Source organism: Xenorhabdus sp. KK7.4 (assembly GCF_963876465.1).
Lineage (GTDB): Bacteria > Pseudomonadota > Gammaproteobacteria > Enterobacterales > Enterobacteriaceae > Xenorhabdus > Xenorhabdus stockiae.
Genome location: NZ_CAWNQF010000089.1, coordinates 181,084 through 207,966 on the forward strand (window position 1 = coordinate 181,084; position 26,883 = coordinate 207,966).

Below are 26,883 nucleotides of genomic sequence, written 5' to 3' on the forward strand. Positions count from 1 at the left end.
GTGGCACAGGATTATACTGTTGAACAATTAAACTATGGGCGTAAAGTCATTGACTTTATGCGCTGGGACAACGTTGCTTTTACTATCTCATTGCTGCTGTTGGTTGCTTCCATCGCTATGATGGCAACGCGTGGGTTTAACTGGGGGCTTGATTTTACCGGCGGTACGGTAATTGAGATAAACCTGAGCAAGCCCGCAGATCTGGACAAGATGCGTGAGAGTCTGGCGAAAAATGGTTTTGCTGATCCACTGCTGCAAAACTTCGGTAGCAGCCGTGATGTGATGGTTCGTATGCCTCCAGCAACAGGTAACGCGGGTCAGGAGCTGGGTAATAAAATCATCTCGGTCATTAACGCGGATATAGATAAAGACGCAGTTGTTAAACGAGTTGAATTTGTAGGCCCAAGTGTGGGAAGCGAATTAGCACAGACTGGGGCAATGGCCCTGTTGGTGGCGCTAATCTGTATCCTGATTTATGTCGGATTCCGTTTCGAATGGCGTCTGGCGCTAGGTGCTGTTATCGCACTGGCTCATGACGTTATCATTACATTGGGCGTATTGTCGTTATTCCACATTGAAATTGACCTGACCATCGTCGCATCGTTGATGTCTGTTATCGGTTATTCACTGAATGACAGTATTGTGGTTTCGGATCGTATTCGTGAGAACTTTCGTAAGATACGTCGTGGTACGTCGTATGAAATTACCAACGTTTCTCTGACTCAAACCCTGAGTCGTACGATCATGACTTCTGCAACAACATTGCTGGTAGTGGTGATGCTTTATATCTTCGGTGGCGAAATGCTGAAAGGCTTCTCACTGGCGATGTTAATCGGGGTTTCCATTGGTACGGCATCTTCCATTTATGTTGCTTCTGCACTGGCGTTAAAGCTGGGTATGAAGCGTGAGCATATGATTGTACAGAAAGTGGAGAAAGAAGGGGCAGACCAGCCGTCCATTCTTCCTTAATTATGTTTCTAATTATGTTTCTGTATGTAATTGCATAGTTTTTAATAACATAAGCAGTCTAATTTAAACACCCTGTAAGTGCTCACTTACAGGGTGTTTTTCATTATCACTTCAGGGTAAACTGTCTTCCTGTTCGGTTAACTGTCAGGAAACAATATGCATTGCCCATTTTGCGCAGCCGTTGATACAAAAGTTATTGATTCCCGTCTGGTAGGGGATGGCTCACAAGTGCGCCGCCGCCGTCAGTGTCTCGAATGTCATGAACGATTCACCACGTTTGAAATTGCAGAACTGGTCATGCCCAGAGTGATTAAAAGTGATGATGTTCGGGAGCCTTTCGACGAAGAAAAATTGCGTCGTGGTATGCAGAAAGCACTGGAAAAGCGCCCTGTCAGCTCCGATGATGTGGAAACAGCAATTAGCCACATTAAATCTCAGGTTAGAGCAACGGGAGAACGTGAAATCCCCTCTAAAATGATTGGGAATTTTGTGATGGATGCATTGAAAAAGCTCGATAAAGTAGCTTATATCCGTTTTGCATCTGTCTACCGTAGTTTTGAAGATATCCGGGAATTTGGCGAAGAGATCGCCAGACTACAAGACTAAAGGCTGCTATATGACTCTTGATGAAACATATATGTCCCGTGCGCTGGAATTGGCGTATCAGGGGCGTTTTACCACATCCCCGAATCCGAATGTAGGTTGTGTGATCGTTAAAGATGATCAGATAGTCGGGGAAGGTTTTCATTTACGTGCGGGTGAGCCCCATGCCGAAGTCCATGCGCTTCGTATGGCCGGAGAAAAAGCAAAAGGTGCAACCGCTTATGTGACTCTTGAGCCATGCAGCCACCATGGTAAAACCCCTCCTTGTTCTGATGCCCTGATTGCAGCAGGTATCAGCCGCGTTGTAGTGGCAATGCAGGACCCGAATCCACAGGTAGCGGGACGCGGTTTATATAAATTACAGCAGGCAGGTATTTCGGTTGAGCATGGTTTGATGATGGAACAGGCCGAAATGCTGAATAAAGGGTTTCTTAAGCGTATGCGCACCGGGTTTCCTTATCTGCAATTAAAACTGGGAGCATCACTGGATGGGCGTACCGCACTGGCATCAGGTGAAAGTAAGTGGATCACTTCACCAGCCGCCCGGCAGGATGTGCAGAAACTGCGAGCACAATGCAGTGCTATCCTGAGTTCCAGTGCAACGGTGCTGGCAGACGATCCGTCACTGACCGTCCGCTGGAATGAACTGGATGCAGAAACACAGGTCGTCTATCCGCAGGAATCTTTGCGTCAGCCCGTTCGCATTATTGTAGATAGTAAAAATCGAGTCAACCCGCAGCATCAGGTAGTTCAACAAACCGGTCAATGTTGGTTAGCACACACTGACCTAGATGGTTCAGATAGTGCAAATAGTGCTGATAAAAATGAACAGCAATGGCCTGATAATATAGAAAAAATATTACTGCCGGTACACGGTACAGGTGTTGATTTAGTGCTGTTGATGATGCAGCTTGGTAAACGTCAGGTAAACTCTGTCTGGGCGGAATGTGGTCCAACGCTGGCTGGTGCATTATTGTCTCTGGGTCTGGTGGATGAGCTTATCCTCTATATCGCTCCCAAAGTATTGGGAAATAGTGCCCGTGGGCTGTTTGCCATCCCTGAACTGCAAAAGTTATCGGATGCGCCTGAATTCACGCTGATAGATGTCCAACAGATTGGGCCTGATGTCCGTCTTCGTTTAAAACCGCTCTGATTTAAGTTTGAACATAAATCAAGACGCAGAGAAAAAGAATGTGATAAGATCCGCGCCCCTGCGGATATGAATAAGATATGAGGAAGGCTATGAACGTAATCAAAGGTGTTGTTGCAACTCCTGAAGCCCGCATCGCTATTGCGATCGCCCGCTTTAATAACTTCATTAATGACAGCCTGTTGGAAGGGGCCGTGGATGCGCTGGAACGCATTGGTCAGGTTTCTTCGGACAATATCACCGTAGTATGGGTTCCGGGGGCTTATGAATTGCCGTTGACCGTTAAGGCACTGGCTGAGTCCAAAAAATATGATGCGGTGATCGCTTTGGGTACTGTTATCCGTGGCGGTACGGCCCACTTTGAATATGTTGCCGGCGAGTGTAGTTCTGGCCTGTCCAGCGTGGCAATGTCCAGTAATATTCCTGTTACATTTGGTGTTCTGACAACCGAAAATATTGAGCAGGCAATTGAACGCGCGGGTACTAAAGCGGGCAACAAGGGCGCTGAAGCTGCCTTGACCGCATTGGAAATGATCAATGTAATTAAAGCCATTAAGGCTTAAGTTTTAGTTTTAATTAAGGGGAATTTTGTGAAACCTGCTGCTCGTCGTCGTGCTCGTGAGTGTGCTGTTCAGGCAATTTATTCATGGCAATTATCTAAAAACAGCATCGCGGATGTTGAATTGCAGTTTCTGTCAGAGCAGGACGTAAACGGTGTTGATGTCACCTATTTCCGTGAATTGCTGTCCGGGGTAGCGGTCAATGCGACAAAATTGGATGCCTTGATGGCTCCTTATCTTTCCCGCCAGCTCGAAGAGTTGGGTCAGGTGGAAAAGGCTATCTTGCGCGTTGCGATGTTTGAACTAAGCTTTCGTGATGATGTCCCCTACAAAGTGGCTATCAATGAAGGTATCGAACTGGCGAAAACCTTCGGTGCTGAAGACAGCCATAAATTCGTGAACGGGGTATTGGACAAAGCTGGCCCGGTAGCACGTAAAAAAAAGTGATTGCCTGCCAATAGCCCCTATTATAACTCGATGATTTTAAACATGAGGCCGGTTTCCCGGCCTCATGTTCTTATCGTCAGTCACTTTTTGGAATTCTATTATGGCATGTGGTGAATTTGACCTCATTGCACGTTATTTCAATCGCCATGTTATCCGCCGACGTGATGTGAATCTAGGGATTGGTGATGATTGTGCGCTGATGACCGTTGCAGAAAAACAAGAACTGGCAGTGACAACAGATACATTAGTTTCTGGTGTTCATTTTCTGCCTGATATTGCTCCAGAAGATTTGGCGTATAAAGCACTGGCTGTCAATATCAGTGATTTAGCTGCTGTAGGGGCAGACCCCGCCTGGGCATCGCTGGCCCTAACCTTGCCTTCTGTCGATGAGGCGTGGTTAAAGCGGTTTAGTGATAGTCTGTTTGAACAACTGAACTATTACGGAATGCAGTTAATTGGCGGAGACACAACCAAAGGCCCGATGAGCCTGACTCTGACTGTACATGGTCTGGTTCCTGCTGGTAGAGCATTACGTCGTACTGGTGCTAAAAACGGTGACTGGATTTATGTCACCGGAACTTTGGGCGATAGTGCGGCAGGGCTGGCTTTGTTGCAGGATCGTCTGAAAATCGAAGAAGTATCGATCCATAACTGGTTGGTTAAACGCCATCTTCGTCCGCAACCACGAGTCTTGCAAGGGCAGGCACTGCGTGATTTGGCCTCATCAGCGATTGATCTGTCTGATGGGCTGATTTCTGATTTGAATCATATCCTGACAGCCAGCCAGTGTGGCGCACGTATTAATCTTGATGCTCTGCCTTATTCTGAAGCAGTGCAGAAATATGCAACGCCAGAACAGGCCTTAAACTGGGCTTTGAGTGGTGGTGAAGATTATGAATTGTGCTTTACTGTACCGGAACTGAATCGTGGTGCATTAAATATGGCATTGGCACATACAGGCGCCAGTTTTTGTTGTATCGGGCAAATCAGGCCAGAATCAGAAGGCATCCGCTACTTTAACAATAACGAAGAAGTTGATCTGGATCTGAAAGGGTTTGACCATTTCAGAACTGACAAAAAACCGCAGGAAGCTCACTATCCATCAGAACATGCAGAGGATGACCAGACGGAGGGAACGCATGGATGACGCAAAACGCCACCTGAAGATGAGCAATCCGTGGCATTTGCTGGCTACCGGATTTGGTAGCGGATTATCGCCGATAATGCCGGGCACAATGGGCTCAGTGGCGGCTATTCCATTCTGGTTACTGTTGGTACAGTTACCGCAATGGGGGATCTGGCTGGCTATTCTGTTGGGCACAATAATCGGTTGTGTGATTTGTCAGAAAGCAGCCGATGCCATGAAGGTAGATGATCCGGGCTGTGTGGTTTGGGATGAGTTTATCGGAATGTGGATTACCTTAATGGCGATCCCTGTTCTCAACTGGCAATGGGTTTTAGTCGCTTTTGTGGTATTCCGTATTTTTGATATGTGGAAACCTTGGCCAATCCGCTGGTTTGACCGCTATGTTAAAGGCGGTGTTGGTATCATGCTGGATGATATTATCGCTGCAATTTTTGCGGTAATTGTTATTTGGCTGTTTAATTTTTACCAGTTATTGCCTTTCTGAATCTCTTACTATTACCCGCATCACTGACATTAGCCACTGTTTACAGTGGCTAATTTATTTCTATACCTGTTGAATTTCAAGTTACCATTTTGTTGTTTATTTCATTCATTCACTCTAATTGCTTTATATAGAGAGAGTTATTTATTTTAATTTTTATTTGTTCCTATTCTATTATGCAATAGCTTTAAGCTTATATAATTTATTTTTCTTTTTTATATGAATAAGGTTTAAGAAATAACCTTTAAAAAATAAAATTATATTATAAAAAATAATAACGGGATAAATTAAGCATCCGTTGACTTGAAGAAGCATAGGAGTATTATTTTTTTAGTCTAATCCAAATTACTATAATGTAGTTTATTTTTATTATTTCTTTCCATTGATAATGGTTTGGAAAGGAATTTGTTGAGCTTAAAATCTGGTTTATGTGACTTTTATCCGCAGCAAGTAAATATAATCATTCGTATAGGAGTTGATTATTTATGAAGTGGTATGTTACTGAATCATTAGAAATAAATAATAAAGTTACCCCCGAAAAAGAAATTAATATTGGAGCTGGGTTTGGTCCAACAGGAATTCCACATATAGGGACTCTTTGTGAAATTATCCGGACTGGTTTAGTTAAAGAAGAACTAACTAATTTAGGAAGGAAAAATAATTTTTTCCTTATTTCAGATGATTTAGACCCATTTAGGAAAATACCGTCTAACGTACCTAACCCAGAAAAATTGAAGGATTATCTGGGGCTACCGGTAAACAAAGTTCCAGATCCATTTGGGGTTTTCTCTTCATTCTCAGAAATGGCAGAAACTCGATTGTTAGAGCTCGCTAAAGAATATGGTATAGACTGTAATATAATAAAAAATTCGCTGGCTTATAAAAATGGTGATTATAACGATTCAATAAAGTTATTTCTGAAAAATTTTACTACTATAAATCAAATATGCAAAGAATCTACCGGGTTTTTGAGGCAGCGAACATATAATATAATAATGCCTATTTCCGAAATAACCGGGAAAGTCCTTGAGCATATCATCATAACAAATGTAGATCCTGACAATGGTGAGATAAGTTATTATATACCATCAGATGAAATTGTGAATAAACCTGGGTATGAATATGGTGTAGAACTTCAGGAGCTTTATCAGGGTGAAATATTTGATCAGGAACAAACAATTTCAGTACTAAACGGAAAATCCAAACTCCAATGGAAAGCTGACTGGAGCATGCGATTACTGCATAGAAACATCCACTTTGAAATGCATGGGGAAGATCTAATAGATTCAGCTACAGTTGTTCGCCAGATTTTCAGTGCCTTAAATCGATCTAGCCCTCGCCTTTACAAATATGGGTTGTTTCTTGATTCTTCCGGGAAAAAAATATCTAAGTCAAAAGGAAATGGTTTTTCTCTACAAGATGCCAAAAGCCTTCTTACACGAGAAGCTATCCAGGTTTTTTTATCAAAAGATCCTAAAAAATCCACTAAATTTTATATAGAACAATCCCCCAGATTAAATGATCAAGTTAATGTATTGAAAAAAAACAAAAAACGCCTTTCTTTTCTTAAGATTGCCAGAATATTAAAAGCATCAAATCCTATAACTCTTCTCTCAGCAAAGAAATTTATTGATTTATACCTAATCGATGGGGAAGTGATATCAGAAGAAGAATTAACTATAAGTTATAATTATTATTTAAAAACAAATAAAAATCGTTATGCTGGTTTAGCAACAGGTAAAGAAAGACAGTACTTTTCTATTATTACAAACTTAATGAAAAAAGAAATGTCTTTTAATAAAGAAGAAGTGTTCAAATTGATATTTGATACCTATGAAAACATCTTTCCAGAAAAAGATAGCGCACAAATATGGAATTTACTGTATAGAGGGTTGTATGGCGATATCTGTGGCCCCAGAATTAAAACATGGATAGAGTTAAATGATGAAAAAGATATTATTGACTGTTTTAGTAACCCATATATACAGAAAAAAGAAAATGACTCACAAGATAATATTGATATTAAAACAAACCCATCAAATTCATCCATAGTGATAAACATAGATAAAAATGAAGAGTTACATATGCCAAAGTTATTCGGTAAAATTAACTTTAATCAAGTTAAGGAAAAGTGTCAGATCCTATCCCGTGAATTAAAAAAACAGAGTAGTTCTTTGATAGAGGCGCTATCTGAATATCAATGTAAAGTTGTCACTGAAGATGAGATTTCCCGTTCAGTTGATATTCTAGAAAATATTGGGGAAAATGAAGCGTATTTTCAGGAAAAAATTTATGGCATTACATCATTTTTACCATTGAATCAGCCAATTTACGCATCTGTATGTTTTGGTTTTATACCTTCTCTTATGGCTGAAAATGTTTGTATACGTCCACCTACGGCAATGCATTACCATTATAAAAAATTTGAAAATGTTATTGATATGTCGAAGATATCTGAATCCTTTTCAGTTTCTTATGAAGAAAAAGAATTATTTTTAAGTCGAAGAGTGAAAATAACAGATGCTGTTATCTTTACCGGTACGCCAGAAAATGCAGTTAAGGTCAGAAAACATTTCAGAAAAAACACGTTGTTTATCTTGAATGGTGCAGGGCATAACCCTCTTGTTATATCAAAAGATGCGGATATAGATTTAGCTATCGAAAGTACTAAACGGGTTGTGCTTTACAATCAAGGTCAGGATTGTGCTGGTCCTAATTCTATACTAGTACACAGCGATATATATGATTTATTCAGGGATAAATTAATATTAAGCTTGAAAGAAATAGAAGGAAAGGTAGGCTCTTATTCTGATTACAATAATATTGTAGGCCCTAACAGTGATGTTGATCATAGTATAAAAATAGCATCTTTATTTAAACTTAATAGAAGTTATTGTACTTATGGTGGGGAAATAAATCCTATAGATGGTATGATAAAGCCGACAGTATTTGAAAAGCCTCTCGTTTTAGGTGGCAATTACAAAGAATTTTTTGCTCCTGTTTTCTTTTTGCAAAGATATCAGGGCGATCAAGAGCTGGCAGATTATTTTTCTCATTCAAACTATTCTGCTAATGCGATGTATATTTCTTTGTTTGGTACAAGTGATTATATTAGTCATCAATTAAATAAAAGGTTACACTTACCGGATAGTATCCTCCTTAATACTGATTTACATTTAGAGGAACATGGTTATCTCCCATATGGTGGACAGGGACCCGCAGCATCATGCCTTTGGCATGATGGTAACAGAATTAATGGAAGTACATTACCACAAAGAGATATATACCAATATCTAGTTGAACCATACAAAGGGTAAAAAGATAAAAATGACTGCCAGCTTTAATAAATCATATATGGTTTCCATCATATTGGGTGCATCGCTCGTAGGATTAGCGATGGGATATACATTACCAATGGTCAGTCTAAAGCTGGCAGGGCAAAATCGAGCTTCAACAATAATGGGTATAATGTCAGCATTACCTGCACTAGGAATGCTGATCTCTTCCATAATTGTTCCAATACTTACACGATTATTTAACTTAAATAAATTATTGAGTTTTAGTTTATTGTTACTGGCTGTTTCTACTTTTTTTTCTACTTATTTAAATCAGGTATATTACCTTACTATTCCCCGGTTTCTTATGGGGTTTGCTTGTGGTGTCATTGTGGTTATAGGGGAATCCTGGATTAGCGATAATACTAGTGGTAAATACAAAGGGACATTCATGGGGCTATACACTTCCGTATTCACGGGGTGTCAACTTCTGGGGCCATTGTTAATTTCTATTTTTGGTATTATCTCTCTTATCCCTGCAATTTTACTGAGCATATTTTCTATTCTTTGCCTTGTTCTTATAATAAGAAACCCTTCATCAGCACTATCACAACAAACAGAACAAAATGAAAAAATAAAAGGTTCTTTCTTACCACTAATCATATCAGCACCTAGCCTTATGATTGGTGTTTTTTGTTTTTCTTTTTTTGATTCAGCAACGTTATCTATGTTCCCGCTATATGGTTTATCATTGGGAATATCCGAAAAGATCACCATTACATTGATAACATTAATTTTTTTAGGGGATGCAATCTTCCAGATGCCTATAGGTTGGCTGGCAGATAAAACTAACCATCAGAAAATGCACATTATTTGTGGGGTGGTTTTTATTCTCACTCTATTGGCATTGCCATTTAGTATAAACTCTATATTTTTATGGGCTAATATCATTATTATGGGTGCATTCGGAGGTGGGATTTACACCTTATCATTGGTGAGAGCCGGGAAAAAATATTCAGGTCAGACATTGATTACCATAAACTCTCTATTTGGCATTATTTGGGGCATTGGCAGTCTTATGGGGCCTTTAATAACAGGTGTAGCAATGGATATATTCAACGCAAAAGGATTTACAATTATATTGATTACTGTTGGGCTCGTATTCGTATTTTCATATTTGCTTCCTAACAAGTCTGTACCCAATAAATCTTAATATTTTGTATGGCGGCAGAGTTAGCGTTGCCGCCAATAAAGCGTAAACTTAAATTCAGCGAGTATGAATATTGAGTCATACCTACGTAGTCAGTTTAATGTGTTGCTCCACCCGCCACAGCAATATCTGATTTATTTTCCCAGGCCACTTTAATCGCCATTTTTAATGCTGACGTTATTATTTCTAAAGACATGCTGGACATATTCGTATATTCAGTGGCTTGCTCTGGCAAATAAGGAACATGGATAAACCCTCCACGTGCGGCAGGGTATTTTTGTGTAAGGTAATGTAATAAGCCATACATTACATGGTTACAGACAAACGTGCCGGCTGTTTGGGAAACAGTAGCAGGGATACCAGATATATTTAACGCCCTGACCATTGCCTTGATAGGTAAGCTGGAAAAATACGCAGCAGGGCCACCGGCAATAATAGGTGTATCAATCGGCTGATGACCTGCATTATCGGCAATTCTTGCATCGTTAATATTAATGGCAACCCGTTCGACTGTAATATCAGGTCTGCCTCCCGCTAATCCAACGGAAATTACTAATTCCGGCTGATACTTATCAATAATGGTATAAAGCTGCGCCAGTGATGTATCAAAGATACAGGGGAGCTGATGAACTTCAATGTTTGCATCAGCAACTCGGCTGCCTTGTAGTCGCTTAATCGCCTCCCATGAAGGGTTGGTGGCATCGCCTCCAAAAGGCTCAAAGGCAGTCACTAAAATTGTTTTCATAGCTGTTTCCTGTCATTTGTTGTCAGAACATCAGAAAATAGAGTAAAAACACATTGGCAATCAGCAAAGTACATCCCGTAGGGATCTGTGCCTTGATGACAGCATTTCGATCAGGTAGCTCTAATAGCGCTGCGGGAACAAGATTAAAATTTGCTGCCATTGGTGTCATCAATGTACCGCAGTAACCGGAAAACATGCCGATTGCTGCCATTACGGCCGGGTTACCACCATGTTGAAGTACAAGAATAGGGATCCCAATTCCGGCTGTTACGATAGGGAAGGCGGCGAAAGCATTTCCCATAATCATGGTCAAGAGTGCCATGCAAAAGACATAAGCCATGACTGCGATAAACCGATTATCAACCGCCAGATAACTCTCTGTCAGATAAGAGATAATTGTTCCCACTCCAGCAGCTGTAAACAGTAACCCGAGCGTAGCCAGAATTTGTGGCAGAATGAATACACAGCCTATAGAGTCCAGTAAGCGGCGAGTCTCCTGCATAGGTTGTATAATTTTCTCGCGAGTGATACGGATAGCAATTATCAGTGCGACAAGACAGCCGAGAGTGATAGAGAAGAGGGTTGCCAGCGTTGTATGATTGCCTTCGCCAAAAATTGCACGTTCTAATCCGGGAATATGGTTAAATGCAAGAACACCCACCATGGTGATAACCGGAATAAGTAAGGCGGGTAAAAATAACCGATTACCGAGGCGGGTTGCGCTTTCCTGTCGTTGCTCTGGCGTTGGCTGATGATAGTTACCTAAACGAACCCCGCCAAACCCAGCCAGCAGTGCCATCACAACCACTAAAATCCCTACTCCGATATGTACGATTCTTGTTGCAAGAGCTTCATTATCGATCCAGAGCTCAGCCAAACGATAGCTCCAGTTTCCTAGCAGAAAAATAAAACCATAAAGCCCCCAGAATAGTCCTGTAGTCAAACGACGGGGATTGGCTTTATCACGCCAGGACATCACCGTTACAATAAGCAAAATAGCGCCTGCCAGATAATAGAGATACTGTAACTGAAACATTATATAGCCTCCTGACTGGCGTGTTTTTTATGGCTTAGGGAGGCAATTTCTTTGGCAAGTTTGTTATCCAGCCGATATAGCCTAACTGAATGGATGAAGAAAGCACAAATCGCAGTCGGAATTCCCCATAGTGCAATATGTAGGGGTTCTGTCTCGATACCAGCGGAGTTCAGCATAAAATTGTGCATAAAAATAATCGCGCCGAATGCGACAAAAATATCTTCTCCAAAAAACAATCCGGTATTATCTGTTGCGGCGGACATAGCGCGGATCCGATAGCGCACATTTTTGGGTAAATCACCATATTGATTTTCGGCAGCCCCCTCAGCCATTGGCGCCAATAATGGACGAACCATTTGTGGATGCCCTCCCAGGCTGGTTAACCCCAGAGCGGCAGAGATTTCACGTATAAACAGATAGACAATCAATAAACGCCCGGTTGTGGCACTTTTAATATGAGCAATGGCACGTTGAGCCTGCTCTTTTAAACCATGCCTTTCCAGCAATCCAATGATGACCAAAGGTAATAGAATAGTCAGCGATAGGTTCATTGTATTAAGAAAGCCAGATCCGAGCTTTTCCAGAATATCGAGAAGCGGCATATTGGCAGCTAAGCCTGTGACCAGCCCTGCAATTGTGACAACCAGAACAGGATTAAACCTGATAATAAAACCAATGATGATGACTGCAATCCCGATTAGGGGCCAAAAACTGACAGTATGCTGCATATTTTACTTCCCTCTGCATAAATGGATTGTTGTTTTATTGTTGATTTAATTTGCATTCATTGTTGGTTAATTGTTTTTTATTGTTGAACAATAAATATATTGCGTTCAAAGAATGATCAATGTAAATCTGCATTGGATTGTAAAAATGGAAGGTAGATCACTGATTGGATGGATTTCTTATCGGAGTCATTGGAAATAAAAAAGGATTAAACCGATATTTTTAACGCCATTTTTAGCATTACATGGTGTTAACTATCGGTATTAATTTAAGATGTTTTTACTGTATTTTAAAAATATAATTCAATTTAACAATTTCATTTGTAGATATTATTATTTATTGATAATCAAATTAAGATACGACTTCCGGGCTGTAAGAATTTTTCTGGCACGTAAAGATCGAAATTATTCAATCGGCAGTATTCTTCCAGTTGTTGAGCAGAGCTGACACCAACTTTTTTATATATTTGGGCGGTGTAGTTTTCAACAGTGCGGTAGGAGATATTTAGTATCTTTCCGATCTGTTTGCTAGTGTATTTATGTAAAGAGAGGAAAATCACATCCCATTCTCGTTGAGTAAACAAATTAGTTGGGGGCTGGAACATAATAGAAGCAGGCAGTTTCCCATGATATAAGCGGGTCAGTGAAAAATCCTGAGCTTTCCATAAATGATAGATGATTCCTATACAGTCACCATTATCGTGATAAATAGGTGACTTTTCACAAAAGTAAGATGATAAAGTTTGAGTTTCTCCCCAGACATGGGTTTCTAGTGAAACGTATGACTTTTCTTCTTTCATTACCTTTTGGTCATGATGAATATACGCCTCAGCAAACTCTGCACCATCCCAGGGAAGTTCGTGATCGTAGAGCCCCTCAAAATCAAATGAATCTGAAAATCCCTTAATCTTATTCAATGCGTTGTTACCATAGATAAAGCATGAATTTTTATCCTTGATCCCCCAAGGCTCGTTACTTATTGCCAGCGTATTAATTATCTGAGGTGAAATGATCGACTTCTTACTCATATCAATATTCCTTTTTTATGTCTGATTAATATAATCAGTTAAATTTTTTGCTACTAACGGTGATCAATCTTTCAGGGATATAAAGATCAAGGTTTTTATATTTACATCTTTTGAAATATTAACTACTTGTTATTAAATTATGGCTGGCTTTAATTTGAACCACGTAAATGATGTTTATCAAAGTATTTTATACGCTTTCAACGTTTCCAAAAATGAATAAAATCATTAATTATCTTGTTTCGTCGCCAGCTCCAGGGAATTTATTAATAATATAAAAGTAATTAAGTTGAATCTATTACCTGAAACTTTTCACGGAAAGTTTCAGGTATGTTTGTAGTGTCAGATGGTGTCACGTTGGGCTTCATTATTCTGCAATGAATTTTTTGGTGCTACTTTTGCAATACTGAAACCAGTAAAACCATAGATGAGTACTAAAAATACAGCGGTATAGCACTGAATTGCCCACGGTAGTAAATCAAGAGTACTGACGCCTAATGTTGTCGCCATATAAATACCGGCAGAAGTCCAAGGAAACAGTGGTTCGATGACAGTACAGCCATCTTCTATTGTTCGGGACAGATTTTTATTATCCAGTCCCATCTGTTGATAAGCCCCTTTGAACAGCTCTGCTGGAATAAGCAGTGCCAGTTTGCCGTCACAAGTTGTAGCTGTTACCAGAATAGTCGTAGCTAAGGTTGCAGCGATGAGCTGCCCTGTAGTGTGAACAGCTCGTAGAAGCCAATTAATGATGATGGTCAGAGCACCAGTAAGTGTTAGTGAACCGGCAAATGCGAATGCACAAAAAATAAGTAATATAGTTCCCATCATGGAAGACATGCCGCCGCGATTAAGCAGGAGAGGGATATCATTCACGTTCCCGATAAGATGACTTTCTTGTTCAGAGAACATGGAGAGATTGAAACCATCAATTAATGAATTGAGGCCTTGCTTGATTGTAAATCCCTGAAGTCCTACACCGAGTACGATAGCTAGAACAGAAGCAGCAAGCATGATTGGTATCACCGGACGTTTTGTTATGGCTCCCCATGCAACTAGTGCTGGGGGCAAAATTAGCAATACGTTGAAGTGATAGAGACTTTCAAGAACTTGAGTAATTGCTGTTATTTTTTCAGAGGTTGCTGAGCTGTCTGTCAAGCTTGTATGACCAGCGATAAAGTAAACGATGGTAGCTAAAAGGAAGCCTGGAATAGTGGTGTACAGTAAATGTTGAATATGGCTGTAAAGATCAGTATCGGCAACAATGGCTGCAAAATTTGTTGAATCAGATAGCGGTGAAATTTTATCACCGAAATATGCTCCTGAAACCACTGCACCTGCTGTAGCCGCTAATGAAACATCGAGACTGGCTGCTATTCCCATTAAAGCAACGCCTACTGTTCCGGCGGAGCCCCATGATGTTCCGGTACAAACAGAAATAACACTTGTAATAAAGAATGTAGCGATAAGGATATATTGAGGGCTGATTAGCTTTAATCCCCAATAAACCATATAAGGGATTGTTCCGCTCAGCATCCAGGTACCAATTAATCCACCAACGCAAATCAGTATCATGATTACCGGCATTGCTTTGACTAATTTTGCTACGATGGCATTAATAATGTCATCCCAACGATAGCCTTGCCAATAAGCCAGTAATGCAGCAATGACTGCTGATACTAGTAATAAAGATTCTATTCGGAGGCTTAATTGACCATAACCAATAATTAGCAGCAGGAGCATGGTTACAATGGGCAATATAGCCAGTCCCAAACTCAGTTTTTTCTTGTTATCCATTATAAATATCCCAATTTTCGGCTGGGTATTACAACAAAAATTACTCTATCAAAGAGACTGATTCTCTGATGATCAGCTCTCCTGAGAACATATTCATTTGTGGTGGTAATTCTTTTTTAGCACTGAGAAGTAATGCCATGTTGGCGGCCCGTTGAGCCATTTTTTCAATTGGGTTATGTATAGTAGTTAAAGGAGGATAGAGATATTGGGCTGTGACAATATTATCAAATCCAACAATTGATAGCTGTTCAGGTAAATTAATTTTTCTCCGATGTAAAAATCTCATCATTCCTGCTGCCATTACGTCATTAAATGTTAGAGCGGCAGTAAAATTGGTACGGCGCTTTAAAAGCTTTTCCGCTGCTTGTTCTCCTCCTTTTTCGTTAAATGGAGCACTAATAATCCAATCATTATCTATTGTAATGCCAGCTTGAGCCATTGCGTTATAATATCCTTCCAGTCGGAGTTTTCGATCATCAATAGGTAGATCGGCTGTTATATAAGCAATTTTCCGATGGCCATTTTGAATCAGGTAATTGGTGGCAATCTGAGAAGCACTTATATTATCTAACCAAACACAGCGGTTAGCGATAGCTGGAACATAGCGATTTATAATGACTAATCCTGGAGTATGGGCGGCATAGCGTAATATATCTGCCTCACTCATTCTGCTAACATACGCGACTATGGCTTCACATCCTTGATTAATTAAAAAATCTAGGGCTGCTTTTTCGAGTTCCGCTTGATGTCTACCATTACATACCATCAGCTTAGTTTCATTTTGGCGGGCAACCTTTTCGACACCACGAGCTAAAAGGGAAAAAAATGGGTCAGCCCAATTGCCAGTTAGTAAGCCCAACATATTTCCACACCTTTTTGTTAACGCCAGAGCAGCTAAATTTCGACGATAATTCAATGCACGCATAGCTTTTTCTACACGTTCACGAGTACCCGGCTCAACATAAGTTGTATTGTTAATAACCCGGCTGACAGTTGCTACAGATACTCCTGCCTGATGTGCTACGTCTTTCATAGTTGCCATGTTTTTCCCCAGTAGTTCTGTAATGTAAATATGGAGCCGAATCATATACCAATTTATTCATATGATCATGAATGCCTTTGTGGAATTCATATCCAAATGAATAACAGGATTTAATATAGAAGAGTATGACCTATTGATTTGATATATTGGGGAGGAATATATAAATCATAGTGATCTCTTTCACAAAGTGTTTTCAACTCCATCATTGAGTTAATCGATAGTTTTTCATAGATAATTTTAAAATATCGCTCTAATGTTCTTCCTGATATTTTTAGTTCGTTAGCCATATTTTTATTATTGACTCCTCGGCAGAATAAAAAAATTATTAACCACTCTTTTTCTGTCAGGATATCACTAGAAGGAGTTAGGTTGATGGATACAGAAATATCATTTTTAATATAATTATGTACTGAAAAATAGTTTACTTCTTTAATATGGCAAATGATCCCCATACATGTATTGTTTTCGCTCATTAATGGGTATTTTTCACAAAAATATGGTATTAATTTTTTTGTATTATTCTGAAAATAAGATCCGACGGATGATATCCGTTGCATAGATTGCAAAACTTTCTTGTCATGATCTTCAAATAATTGAGCAAGTCCACTAAAGGGAGTAATTAACTCTTTCTCTGTATAACCTATAATGTCAAAATTCTCAGATAGTATGTTTAGTTTAAAAAATGCTTTGTTTGCATATATAAAACGGAGCTCCCTATCTTTTACGAACCATGGCTCATGACTTTTATCCCACATATTTGTTAACTGAGGGGTGATTTTACTCATATATAACCTTCAATAATAGTTGGGGGGGAATATACTAAAATATATTAGTAATCAGTAAGTCAGAGTTTATGGTTATAGGAGAGTAACCAATTTCTTTTATAGAGAATGTGAGGGCGGATGGCTGTTCATGTAATTGGTTTCATGGAGTGCTAAAATGTGATCTGTGTAACGTTTTTTCTTGGCGTTTGTCAGCTAAATGAATTCAGAGTGTCATATGATTATTTTTTGCAAAAATCAACTAATTGCTTTCAATCTAATTTTCTTTTTAAGATTAAATATATTTTTTATTGAATAAGCCATTTTTTATAAATAACTTACTTGTTGAGATGAGGTTATTCTCCATAATTTAACTTTACATGGGTTATTAATTTTATTGAATTAGTTTATTGAAGGAATACAAGGAGGAAATAGGTAATGTTCTTTGAGTTAGTAATAAGATAAAAAATAATTTTATGTGACTTATATCTCATTTTTAAAGTGCCTTTAATCATCAATAAAAAACAGGCTATTTTTTCTTTTGATATATTCCTACTACAGTTTATTATTCGAGGCGTGTTTCTCTTTTAATAAATCATGATAGGGCGCTTTATTTTATCTTGAAAATATTATTTCAATAAACTGAAACATTAAATTGTCCTTATCTAAAATTAACAAGCTAATCATCTTGCAAGGTGAATGGCTATGTTTTTTATTGCACTTTTTATTTTACCTAAGCCAAAAATGGTAATGCTCATAATGTGCAGCTTTAAGGCAAAAGGGCAAAAGGAGTTAGTGGTGAATCCGTTTGAATATTATTATCAGTGGGAACTTGATTACCTAAGGCAACTTGCAAAAACTGCACGTGAAGAAAAATCGCATCTTGGTGATGTACTCAGTGGTAGAGACCCTGATGCAGAAAGAGTTAATGAAGGTTTTGCTGCTTTAATGGCTCGTTTGAGTCAGAAAATCAATGATGCTTTTCCTGAACTGACGCAGCCGTTACTACAAAAACTACAGGCACAGCCGATAAAAGGTATTCCTGCAACCAGTATTGTGCAATTTGATAGTGGAACACAGGGTGATTTTGCTTTTTCTATACCAGCAGGAACTGAAGTTTATACTCATCATCAACAACCATTTGTAATGTGCCGTGAATGCTCTATTGAGCCTTTGGTATTAGTGTCACGTGAAATTACTCATCAGGTACAGTCAACTAAAATCACTTTAAAATTTCGTTATAACGGTCGGGAAGAAGAGTGGTTGACCCAACCGATTAATTTGTTCCTGAGTAGTGACGATCAGGTGGCTGATGCTTTGATGCTGGGGCTGACACAATATTATGATGGAGCTGAATTACATCACAATGGGCAGGTTTATCAAGCCCGTGGCGATCGGTTTGAACCACGCTCAGGAGCTTCTCGATTGGCTCTGTCATCTGCGGTAGGGGATAACTGGGCACCACAGTTACTGGTTGAATCATTTTATCTGCCGCATATTAATCAATTCCTGAATTTGCCTCTGCCGACAATGGCAAAAAGATTGGAACTGGCAGAACAGCGTGAATTCAGTGTTGTTTTATCGTTGAATACAGTACTGCCATTATCAGCCGCTCAGGTTGAATCTGCATTTTTACTGAATTGCGTTCCTGTCGTTAATATGGCACGTAACAGTCAGATAACTCTCCCTTTTACACCTGAAACAGCTCGTTATCGTTTACCTCTAATACCGAATCAGGGAGTCCTGCATATTACAGGTATTGAACTGAAAAACGAGCCGAATACAGAAGAAGAAAAGCGCGGTGATGAATATCTGTTTTATCCGGTCAGCCTGCTTACTGGCATGGAGCGTTATCATCCAGAATATGATAGGGCCTGGTTCTATTCGCTTGAAGTCATTAAAGATGCATTAGGCAGAATACAGTACGAACTGATTTTTTATGACAGCAAAGCAGAGCTGATGCGTAGACCTCCTGAGCGAGAATTTATCTGCCATTTTTATGGTATTGAACAATATCAGGAACCTCTTGCGATAGGTGAAATCTGTCAGTCTGGTGAAAATATTCCCGAAGTTTTTCAATTAAAAAATATCACATCAACTTCACAAACTTATCCTCCTGTTGTTGATAGCCATCGTCACTGGGATTTGTTGTCACATTATTCAGTCGGCAGTCATTTATTGGAGACAGTTGTATCCGTCAAACAGTTATTACTGGATTTTGATTTATACGCAGATGCTAATCGCTCATCCAGCCGAAATATTCAGCGCATGATCGGAGGGGTTGCCAATATAGAAGCAAAATGGGGAGATAGAATAATCCGAGACAGGCCCGTTCGTTGCCTGCTGCTCACTCTGGTGCTGGATGAAACTGCTTATATTGATATCGGTGAAATGTATCGATTTGCCAATTCACTCTACCAATTTTTCCCATTCTGTCTGGCTCAGGGCACATGGCTGCGGATGCGAGTGCTCAGCCAGCCTTCAGGGACAGAATGGTATCTGTCACCTTCAATGATTCAGGGTTATCGCTCAATTATGTAAGGAGTTTTCACAATGGATGGATTAGTTTTTACATGTCAGATAGGTTCACTGCCACTCACTACATTTCAGGTCGTAGATTTCAGCTTACAAGAAGGGTTGTCACAACTCTTTCACTTATCGATGACAGTAGTCAGTTCTTTTGACAATGTTGGACTCAGTGAACAATTAGGTGCCAGCGCCGCTTTGACAGTTATTCGAGATGGTGCGATTGAGCGAACGATCAATGGCGTTGTGGCAGGAGCAGAACAGGGAAATACCGACGGACGGCGTACCTATTATACTTTTATTATCCGACCGGAAATGTGGCTAATGACCCTCAATCAGGATAGCCGGATTTTCCATCATCAATCCGTGCCGGATATTCTCAGCCAGTTGCTGAAAGAGCACCGCATTAAAGCAGACAGCAAATTCTACAAAGATCACCAACAGCATTCGATACGTGAATATACCACCCAGAAACGAGAGTCTGCCTATGAATTCTGGTGCCGGCTGGCGGCGGAAGAAGGCATCATGTTTTGGTTTGAGGAAGACAAACTATTTTACAGTAACTCCCACCTTGGCATGCTGGCAGCGCTGACTCTGACTTACAACGTGCAGGCAAGCACGGATAACAGTGATTCGACTGCATGGCAGTGGAATTATGGCGAATATCTGTGTCCGGATGAAACGATCCATAAAGATAATAACTTCCTCCGGCCTTCTTATCCGCTACAACATGCGGCGGCGTTGGACGATGGCGGCAACCACTCTGTCTTTGAAAGTTATGGTCGTTTTCAAGTGGATGCAGAAGGTCGCCCTTTTACTCAATTGCGTTTGGAGCAGTTACAGAACCAGAGCAAAGTCGGTAAAGCGAGTACTAACTGTATCAAACTAAGACCCGGTCGGATCTTTGTTTTGCAATCCCATCCGATTATGGCGATGAATGATCGCTGGCAGGTTATTACTGTCACACATCATGGTCATCAACCACAGGCCTCCGGGGATGCGGGGGAAGGAACAACCTTAACCAATAATGTTACGTTTATTCCCGGAAGACAGGACTGGCGTCCACCATTCCGCCATAAGCCGCTGGCAGACGGGGATGAAGTGGCAACAGTCGTGGGGCCGGAAGGTGAAGAAATCTATGTTGATAAACATGGTGCGATTAAAGTCCATTTCCATTGGAACCGTTATGATGAAGCAGATGACCGAGCTTCCTGCTGGGTGCGGGTAGCACAGGGCTGGAACGGTGATGGCTACGGTTTTATGGCAATTCCGCGCATCGGTCAGGAAGTGATTATTTCCTACCTTAATGGTGATATTGATCGTCCGATAGTCACTGGATGTACCTACAATGGACGTAATCGACCGCCATTGGATCTGCCGGCAGAAAAGACACGTACGACATTTAAAACGCATACTCACAAAGGGGAAGGGTTTAATGAACTGCGTTTTGAAGATGCCAAAGGCAGTGAAGAGATCTATATCCACGCTCAGAAAGATCAGCTTATCCAGATAAATCACGATAAAACCCAACGTGTTGGTCACGATGAAAGTCACAATGTACTGAATAACCGTAAACATGAAGTCGGCAATGATGAATTCATCCGGATCATGCATGAACAGCATGTTCAGATTGACCTGAATCAGTTTGAGACTATCACTAAGGATCGCAAAACCCGCATTAATAATAGCTGGGAGGAGAAGATATTCGCAGATCACCTGCAAGAAGTCGGTAGGGACAAGACCGCTAAAGTTAATAACAACTATACGCTGAATGTGGTTAATAACATTCAGACCTTGACTAAGATGCACTCGTTACAGGCCAGTGAATCCGTACTAATTAAGGGTAAAGCGGGTTCGATTCTGCTGGATGGGCAGGGAGTCACAATTACCGGCAAAATCACCTTACAGGGAAATGTCTCGGTAATGGGAGGTAGCCCGGGTTCGGTTCCATCTTTAGATGGCTCAGCCAATGAAGGTTTGGCAATGGCGGAGGATTGCAGGGAAAAAGCCAAAAAGCTCAAGGAGTCATCTGAATAATGTTTTGGTTACCCGATTGTTCTGAGCACTGGATAGTGGATTACTCATTCACCAACAAAGAGGGGGATTTGTTCTCTGCACAGGCGATTATTCATGCTAAAAGTGAACGTCAGGCGCTTTCTGAGCTGGTGGAATATTTGTTGAATGCAGGGTATTCACCCGGCCAATATCACGCCATTAAGCCATTGCTGGATTATCTCACCACCAGTTCTCGACAGGAGTTGCCATTATTGCGACGTTTCCGGCAAGGGCAGGAACAGGGTGAACGTGTGATGTCGTTGAATGAACGTAATAATAGCTCACTTCTGCCTGTTGAGCGTGGTGTATTGCAATTTGTTGTTACAGATAGCATGCCGGAAAAACCTGAGTCGAAATATCGTTATGCTGTGTTGGATGCTGCTGTTTATCGTCAGGTCATGGGCAGTTTTTTAAGCGCTGACCTGATGGTTTCTAACCTGCGCTGGGAAAGCCTGTTTCAGGGGGAAACCCAGGTCACTTTGGAGGATAGCGCTCCTTATTTGGTGGAATTAACGGAGAGTGGCGATGCGTATTCCCGCTTCCGGCAAACCATTACTAAACCGATGGCATCAGCGTTGGGAGTTTTTATCGAAAGTGACCAGCCTTTTAGTGCGTTACGTCATCACTTGCGTAAATTCACCTATCTGAAAAACGAACAACAGCAAACATGGATGTTCTATCGCTTTTATGTTCCTTTGGGATTGATTCCACTGCTGAAAAGCTTACCGGATGAGCAGTTGATGCACTTTATGCATCCGATTCAGCAAGTCGGGTATTTCGATTCTCAGACTAAGCAATATTACTCCTTGTCTCTGGCTGAAAATGCACTGGATAAGGATAAAACCGCGCCCGTCACCATCAACGCTGCTTTAATCAGTAGCCTTGCGGAACAAACACAACAACGTGCGCTCGCACAAATTGTCAAATTCATCGAAGAGACACAACCCGAACTTACATCACAGCAAAAAGCACAACTTCCTACTTTTGTACTGCAACAGAGCAATTTGATCTGTCTGGCCGGCTTTGCTCATCAACGCTCGGTGCTTTACTTGGTGGCAGCCAGAAGTTTGGCTCGTGATGATGAAGAACTGTGGTTACGGGCATGGGAGTATGCGTGTGCAGAATCTCAGGCGCAAGAAGTAAGGGCGCTGAGTTGTTATGAGTATTGTTTTAACAATAGTTTTAAGAATCGGATTGCAAAATAACATAGGAAAAAAGAGAAATGGACAGTGTTGATTCTATCTTTACGAAAACTGGCGAAGCTGTTGAGACAGCTTCTGAAAAAGCAAAACAGGTCTTTGAAAAAATAGTTGATGAGGCGCAGGCGCGTATGCCACATCAGCTGGACATGGATACTGTTGTCAGACCGTGTGATGCCAATATCAGGCCGATTTATCCTGTCAGATATGCTTATATGAATTTTTTTGGTGACGAATTGTTAAGTGCTCAATTACCGCCGCCAATAAGTGCTTTTATTGATCCTTATGATGATTCATTAAGTGCAAGCGTTTTGAGGGGATATAGCATCCGAATGCCAAGAGCTGGCTGGATTTATGTCAAAGAAGAAGGGCCGATTAAAACCAGAGGATCTCAACGGGATGGAAAATTATTAATTTTCAAATTCAGCCCTGAAATTGTCACCCTAGAAGGCAAAAGAGGGATGGTCACCAAATATACCAAGTATGAGCAAAAAGCTGGGAGTTCTGCGTGGGAAGAAATTCATCCAGCTAGTGGTACAGCAGGTTTAGGCTATCCTTTTCTGGCAATGGATAAAGATGTGACCAAAATCAGTATCGTTTACAGTGAAGTAAAGCTTTCTAAATCTATCCTGAAGAAGATGGATAATGACAAAGAGTTTCGAAGGAATGCGATGCAATTTGTAGATTTAGATAGTGAACAATCAGACTATGCCATTGATGCCAAACAAGAGCATTTTGACGGATTAGTAGAAGATTTTAAAGATCCAGAAAGACAATTTCAGACATACAAAAAACAATTATCTGATCCAGCTTTGCAATCTGCTGATTTAGGGGATATCTCGATTGATGGCAGTTTTTTCATGAATTCAGATATGGAAATGCGTTATATAGACAGCCTTATCTGCCCTCATTATAAGGACAAAGCGAAGATTGTGGTATTGAATGATCCTGTGGGGTATCAACGTGATATTTTGATGGCATATATGTTACTTAATCTTTGGGAGCTGAATTATGGTGTAACTAATATTTATCCTCTTACAATAGGGAATTTTATTGAAATATTATCTTCCTCAAAAAATGAGGAAATAAAGAAATATGTAGAGGAATGTATTCACCAAGAAAATTGGAAAACTTGGTGGCCTAAATTAACTATTCCAATTAATGATATAAAGAATAAAAAGAAGGATATTCTTGATTTATATAATCATTTCTTTGAAGGTGGAATGATTGCCGGTAAGTTAGGTGGGCTGACACATTATTTTAAAAATTTTTTTTCTGTATCTGATAAGAAAGATATTTTTACTGAAGATGATGCAAGAGAGTTTGCGGAGTTCTGCATTTTATACAATGAATTAATGGAACCACTGAAGCATTCAGAAGAGGGGTTTTTGGCGATGGAAAGTATTATTGCTGGTCCATTGGCCATAGAAGAAAATAGTGCGTGGAATGTTGCTCTTAATGGAATAGTGAATTCATTGGGACATGATGGAGTTAATAAGGGTTCCATTGCAAAGTTTCTTAATCGAGGAGTGGATATAATATTCAGTGCCGTTGGTAATTTGCTTGCTAGACTTTTTGTATTTACAACAGAAATATCGTATAAAGGAATATTACATTTGCATGTATTGAGTGTTAAACAGATAACACATAAATTGGTTCCTAATGTTTTAGAATATTTTGGTCTTGAAATAAAGCAAGGTCAATATGCTGAGTTAACTGAAAAAGAGTATTATAAATTTCTAAAAAAAGTTGAAGATTATGAAAACCAAGGTTTATCAGGGCTATTTAAGAAAGGTGTGGCCCATGTTAAATCTGGCTCGAAAAAATTTTTTGGTAAAAAAGTGTTTGACTGGTCTAACATATTGGATGGTTATAATAACAATTTAAAAATAAAAATACCGTTAATTAAACTTAAAAGGCCAGAATTAAATCTTAATTTTAAGTTATTTTATTATTTAAATAAACCTACTGGATATGTGTTAAAGTCTAGCTTAACCGGATTGGATTTATTCATGAAAAGTTATGTGCTATATCAAATGACATCAATGTCGCGTTTCGATAAGAATGCACCATTTAATGCAAATAGACTTCCATATTATTATGTTTCAAGCTATGCGAATACTATCCTAGGAGGATTAATTGCAGCAAAAGGTTCCTCTGCTATTGGTGGAGATTTTCTTAAAGTTACAGCTAAATTAGCAGATAAATTGAATAGACCTGCCGCAAGAGCATTATTAAATTCTATTTCACGTAAACTTATGTTAGAAAGCGCTGTAATGACAAGGGCAGTAAATGGTGGATTAATTGCGACAGGGTTCGTGAGCGGTGTACTTTCTTATTATGATGCTTATAATTCTTTTGGCTTTGGTAATAATAAGGAAGCTTATTCCCATGTTGCAATAGGCACAGGCTCAATAATGATGGCTGTTGGGTGGTCTATAGCGCTAGCGACATCTGAAGTGACCTTTGGAATTAGTCTCGTTATTGCACTAGGAGCTTCACTAATGCTTGGTGGAACATTTGCAGCTATATACTTCAATTGGGTCGATTTTAAAACTTTATTAAAGAATTGCTTTTGGGGTAATGGAGAGAAGTATGCTTTTTGGAGTACAGATGAAGATCGAAAACCTTTAGAGGAACAATTTGAGAAAATAAAAAAAGTAGAAAAAGGAGTAAATGATTCATATGTTGTTGAGATGCAGGAGTTTTTGAATTTCTTTACGAAACCAATTTTAAAAATTGAAAATAATAAACAAGGAAAGATAATTTATAAATTTATACTGCCTAACTTTAAATGGGGAGAGTCAAATATATATCATGAAGTTATACCATCAACTTTGTCTGATGGCTATAGTGATCCGGATGCATCAATAGTTGAACGTAGTTATAGTAGATACTGTTATTCTGTAGCAAAAGATAAATTCAATAAAGCAATTAATATTGCTAGTAAAAATCGTGAAAATTTAATTTATGATGAGAGGAGTGGTTTAACTACGTTAACAGTTGAAGTAGAAGAAAAGTACTCTGAATATATGAAGGTTTTTTGGTATTATAAGCCAACAAAAGATAATGTTTCTCCTCTTCACTATAAGTGGGGAAAAGAACCAACGTTAGAAAATGCAATTTATGGATATGAAGATGAGGTATTATGTTAAATGAGTGAGTTAATAAAAAAAACACTTAAAAAAATTTTTAAAGTGAAAACATCTCCAACAGAACCATTGTCTACATTTGGTGATCCTGTTCTAGAGGGAAAAATAATTTTGTTGAATGATAAAACTGTAAAACGTGCAGGTTTTTTGGACGTAATAAATGACAAGGAATGTCAATTTCGTCATAATATCATAAGAGCCAGAAAAGAAGTTATAATACCTTTGATGATTGGATTTATGTTATGTCTTGGTTTTTTTATTAATAATTTTGTTACAGTATGGAAAGCTAATGAGGAAGGTTATCTTTGGTCTGTACAGAACGCCAAAAAACGTTATGGAGAGAAATTTTATTTAAATCCCAATGCACCTGAATATGTTAAATCATTACAGATAATATCAGATGATGAAAAAGTATCATTATTGGATTATTTCCATATAAAATATTCTAAGGGTAGTTATTATGGTGAAGAAAGGGCTAGACGATACCTGATTATAGATGCAAGCTTTGGGTTGTTTTTTCTTATCGCCAATATTCTTTTGATTAGCATATTATTACGACTACGTAAGCCTGCAAATTTCATTATTGATCATGAAAGGAAACTTTTTTATACCTGGAAAAAAGGGAAAGTGTATGTATCGCGTTATAAAGAATTAGAAGTGGCGTTTACTAATAATATTTTGCATTTCAAATGTTATGGACTAAACGAAAAAAATGAATTGACATACCAATTTTTCATTCCTTATCTCAGTCTTTTCAACTCGGATGAGGATAAGATTTATATCTTGGCATTTATGTCAAAATATTTGTTACAGGGGAAAGAAGCAGTCAGTTCAGTTGATTTTAAACGCCAAGAGAGATTGCCGTGGTTTCGTAAACAAATAAAACCAACCGATTGGGAACAACAGATTTCGGCAATCTTAGCGGAACTAGACAGGCTTGGGCCGTCGAGAAAGGCTACTGACCCCAAATAGCAGTTG

At 39.5% G+C, this 26,883-nt stretch carries 21 protein-coding genes; 14 read left to right on the plus strand and 7 right to left on the minus strand.

Annotated features, from left to right (window positions below; all coding sequences use genetic code 11):
• The 9 genes from secF to AACS90_RS16305 all read left to right on the plus strand — a co-directional run bounded on the left by secF (position 1) and on the right by AACS90_RS16305 (position 9,845).
• Positions 1–969, plus strand: a complete 969-nt coding sequence (gene secF, locus AACS90_RS16265; protein WP_099108729.1) for a protein translocase subunit SecF — start codon at positions 1–3, stop codon at positions 967–969.
• A 156-nt stretch (positions 970–1,125) separates the two neighbouring features.
• Positions 1,126–1,575 carry a transcriptional regulator NrdR gene (nrdR, locus tag AACS90_RS16270; RefSeq protein ID WP_099108728.1) on the plus strand — a complete coding sequence of 150 codons (450 nt, stop codon included), beginning with the start codon at positions 1,126–1,128 and terminating at the stop codon, positions 1,573–1,575.
• Between the two features lie 10 nt (positions 1,576–1,585).
• Complete coding sequence (ribD, locus tag AACS90_RS16275; protein ID WP_099120771.1) at positions 1,586–2,725, plus strand: bifunctional diaminohydroxyphosphoribosylaminopyrimidine deaminase/5-amino-6-(5-phosphoribosylamino)uracil reductase RibD; 1,140 nt, start codon at positions 1,586–1,588, stop codon at positions 2,723–2,725.
• 89 nt (positions 2,726–2,814) lie between these two features.
• Positions 2,815–3,285 carry a 6,7-dimethyl-8-ribityllumazine synthase gene (ribH, locus tag AACS90_RS16280; protein ID WP_099120773.1) on the plus strand — a complete coding sequence of 157 codons (471 nt, stop codon included), beginning with the start codon at positions 2,815–2,817 and terminating at the stop codon, positions 3,283–3,285.
• Between the two features lie 27 nt (positions 3,286–3,312).
• Positions 3,313–3,729: a transcription antitermination factor NusB gene (gene nusB, locus AACS90_RS16285; protein WP_086954179.1), complete on the plus strand. Its 417-nt coding sequence runs from the start codon at positions 3,313–3,315 to the stop codon at positions 3,727–3,729.
• Between the two features lie 100 nt (positions 3,730–3,829).
• Positions 3,830–4,876 (plus strand): thiamine-phosphate kinase, encoded by a 1,047-nt coding sequence (gene thiL, locus AACS90_RS16290; RefSeq protein ID WP_099120775.1) that lies wholly within the window; start codon positions 3,830–3,832, stop codon positions 4,874–4,876.
• Entirely contained in the window at positions 4,869–5,360 is a 492-nt protein-coding gene (gene pgpA, locus AACS90_RS16295; RefSeq protein WP_099108723.1) for a phosphatidylglycerophosphatase A, read from the plus strand. Before thiL ends, pgpA begins: the two co-directional genes overlap by 8 nt.
• Before the next feature lie 482 nt (positions 5,361–5,842).
• Complete coding sequence (locus AACS90_RS16300) at positions 5,843–8,674, plus strand: aldehyde dehydrogenase family protein (protein WP_099120777.1); 2,832 nt, start codon at positions 5,843–5,845, stop codon at positions 8,672–8,674.
• A 10-nt stretch (positions 8,675–8,684) separates the two neighbouring features.
• Positions 8,685–9,845 (plus strand): MFS transporter, encoded by a 1,161-nt coding sequence (locus AACS90_RS16305; RefSeq protein WP_099120779.1) that lies wholly within the window; start codon positions 8,685–8,687, stop codon positions 9,843–9,845.
• Positions 9,846–9,939: 94 nt separating this feature from the next.
• Here the strand turns inward: AACS90_RS16305 and pcp are convergent, their stop codons facing one another.
• The 7 genes from pcp to AACS90_RS16340 all read right to left on the minus strand — a co-directional run bounded on the left by pcp (position 9,940) and on the right by AACS90_RS16340 (position 16,997).
• A complete protein-coding gene (gene pcp, locus AACS90_RS16310; protein ID WP_099120781.1) occupies positions 9,940–10,587 on the minus strand; it encodes a pyroglutamyl-peptidase I in 648 nt (215 codons plus the stop codon).
• A gap of 22 nt (positions 10,588–10,609) precedes the next feature.
• On the minus strand, positions 10,610–11,626 hold the full coding sequence (locus AACS90_RS16315) for a DUF979 domain-containing protein (protein WP_193757142.1): 1,017 nt from the start codon (positions 11,624–11,626) through the stop codon (positions 10,610–10,612).
• Positions 11,623–12,351: a DUF969 domain-containing protein gene (locus AACS90_RS16320; protein ID WP_099120784.1), complete on the minus strand. Its 729-nt coding sequence runs from the start codon at positions 12,349–12,351 to the stop codon at positions 11,623–11,625. The genes AACS90_RS16315 and AACS90_RS16320 overlap by 4 nt, the downstream gene beginning before the upstream one ends.
• Positions 12,352–12,695: 344 nt before the next feature.
• Positions 12,696–13,376, minus strand: a complete 681-nt coding sequence (locus AACS90_RS16325) for a helix-turn-helix transcriptional regulator (RefSeq protein ID WP_099120786.1) — start codon at positions 13,374–13,376, stop codon at positions 12,696–12,698.
• Between the two features lie 339 nt (positions 13,377–13,715).
• A complete protein-coding gene (gene nhaC / locus AACS90_RS16330; RefSeq protein WP_099120788.1) occupies positions 13,716–15,170 on the minus strand; it encodes a Na+/H+ antiporter NhaC in 1,455 nt (484 codons plus the stop codon).
• Between the two features lie 40 nt (positions 15,171–15,210).
• Positions 15,211–16,212, minus strand: a complete 1,002-nt coding sequence (locus tag AACS90_RS16335) for a LacI family DNA-binding transcriptional regulator (RefSeq protein ID WP_099120789.1) — start codon at positions 16,210–16,212, stop codon at positions 15,211–15,213.
• A gap of 110 nt (positions 16,213–16,322) precedes the next feature.
• Positions 16,323–16,997: a PAS domain-containing protein gene (locus AACS90_RS16340; protein WP_099120791.1), complete on the minus strand. Its 675-nt coding sequence runs from the start codon at positions 16,995–16,997 to the stop codon at positions 16,323–16,325.
• A gap of 774 nt (positions 16,998–17,771) precedes the next feature.
• On the opposite strand from AACS90_RS16340, the gene AACS90_RS16345 reads away from it, so the two are divergent.
• The 5 genes from AACS90_RS16345 to AACS90_RS16365 are packed head-to-tail and all read left to right on the plus strand — an operon-like array spanning position 17,772 to position 26,877.
• Entirely contained in the window at positions 17,772–19,514 is a 1,743-nt protein-coding gene (locus AACS90_RS16345; protein WP_193757139.1) for a type VI secretion system baseplate subunit TssF, read from the plus strand.
• 12 nt (positions 19,515–19,526) lie between these two features.
• Positions 19,527–21,536 carry a type VI secretion system tip protein TssI/VgrG gene (gene tssI, locus AACS90_RS16350; protein ID WP_099120795.1) on the plus strand — a complete coding sequence of 670 codons (2,010 nt, stop codon included), beginning with the start codon at positions 19,527–19,529 and terminating at the stop codon, positions 21,534–21,536.
• The gene (locus AACS90_RS16355) at positions 21,536–22,759 is read left to right on the plus strand and encodes a DUF4123 domain-containing protein (RefSeq protein WP_099120796.1); all 1,224 of its coding nucleotides are present in this window, start codon (positions 21,536–21,538) and stop codon (positions 22,757–22,759) included. Before tssI ends, AACS90_RS16355 begins: the two co-directional genes overlap by 1 nt.
• 17 nt (positions 22,760–22,776) lie before the next feature.
• Positions 22,777–25,908 (plus strand): toxin VasX, encoded by a 3,132-nt coding sequence (locus tag AACS90_RS16360; RefSeq protein ID WP_099120798.1) that lies wholly within the window; start codon positions 22,777–22,779, stop codon positions 25,906–25,908.
• Positions 25,909–26,877, plus strand: a complete 969-nt coding sequence (locus AACS90_RS16365) for a hypothetical protein (protein ID WP_099120799.1) — start codon at positions 25,909–25,911, stop codon at positions 26,875–26,877. It begins immediately after the preceding gene.
• Positions 26,878–26,883: the final 6 nt, after the last annotated feature.

What these genes read in the sequence shown, in the direction of transcription:
- AACS90_RS16360 (WP_099120798.1), top strand. Translation starts at nt 22,777, where the DNA reads ATGGACAGTGTTGATTCTATCTTTACGAAAACTGGCGAAGCTGTTGAG.
- AACS90_RS16325 (WP_099120786.1), bottom strand. Translation starts at nt 13,376, where the DNA reads ATGAGTAAGAAGTCGATCATTTCACCTCAGATAATTAATACGCTGGCA.
- AACS90_RS16300 (WP_099120777.1), top strand. Translation starts at nt 5,843, where the DNA reads ATGAAGTGGTATGTTACTGAATCATTAGAAATAAATAATAAAGTTACC.
- AACS90_RS16335 (WP_099120789.1), bottom strand. Translation starts at nt 16,212, where the DNA reads ATGGCAACTATGAAAGACGTAGCACATCAGGCAGGAGTATCTGTAGCA.
- nhaC (WP_099120788.1), bottom strand. Translation starts at nt 15,170, where the DNA reads ATGGATAACAAGAAAAAACTGAGTTTGGGACTGGCTATATTGCCCATT.
- thiL (WP_099120775.1), top strand. Translation starts at nt 3,830, where the DNA reads ATGGCATGTGGTGAATTTGACCTCATTGCACGTTATTTCAATCGCCAT.
- tssI (WP_099120795.1), top strand. Translation starts at nt 19,527, where the DNA reads ATGGATGGATTAGTTTTTACATGTCAGATAGGTTCACTGCCACTCACT.
- AACS90_RS16305 (WP_099120779.1), top strand. Translation starts at nt 8,685, where the DNA reads ATGACTGCCAGCTTTAATAAATCATATATGGTTTCCATCATATTGGGT.
- AACS90_RS16320 (WP_099120784.1), bottom strand. Translation starts at nt 12,351, where the DNA reads ATGCAGCATACTGTCAGTTTTTGGCCCCTAATCGGGATTGCAGTCATC.
- pcp (WP_099120781.1), bottom strand. Translation starts at nt 10,587, where the DNA reads ATGAAAACAATTTTAGTGACTGCCTTTGAGCCTTTTGGAGGCGATGCC.
- pgpA (WP_099108723.1), top strand. Translation starts at nt 4,869, where the DNA reads ATGGATGACGCAAAACGCCACCTGAAGATGAGCAATCCGTGGCATTTG.
- AACS90_RS16355 (WP_099120796.1), top strand. Translation starts at nt 21,536, where the DNA reads ATGTTTTGGTTACCCGATTGTTCTGAGCACTGGATAGTGGATTACTCA.
- AACS90_RS16365 (WP_099120799.1), top strand. Translation starts at nt 25,909, where the DNA reads ATGAGTGAGTTAATAAAAAAAACACTTAAAAAAATTTTTAAAGTGAAA.
- nrdR (WP_099108728.1), top strand. Translation starts at nt 1,126, where the DNA reads ATGCATTGCCCATTTTGCGCAGCCGTTGATACAAAAGTTATTGATTCC.
- AACS90_RS16340 (WP_099120791.1), bottom strand. Translation starts at nt 16,997, where the DNA reads ATGAGTAAAATCACCCCTCAGTTAACAAATATGTGGGATAAAAGTCAT.
- ribH (WP_099120773.1), top strand. Translation starts at nt 2,815, where the DNA reads ATGAACGTAATCAAAGGTGTTGTTGCAACTCCTGAAGCCCGCATCGCT.
- ribD (WP_099120771.1), top strand. Translation starts at nt 1,586, where the DNA reads ATGACTCTTGATGAAACATATATGTCCCGTGCGCTGGAATTGGCGTAT.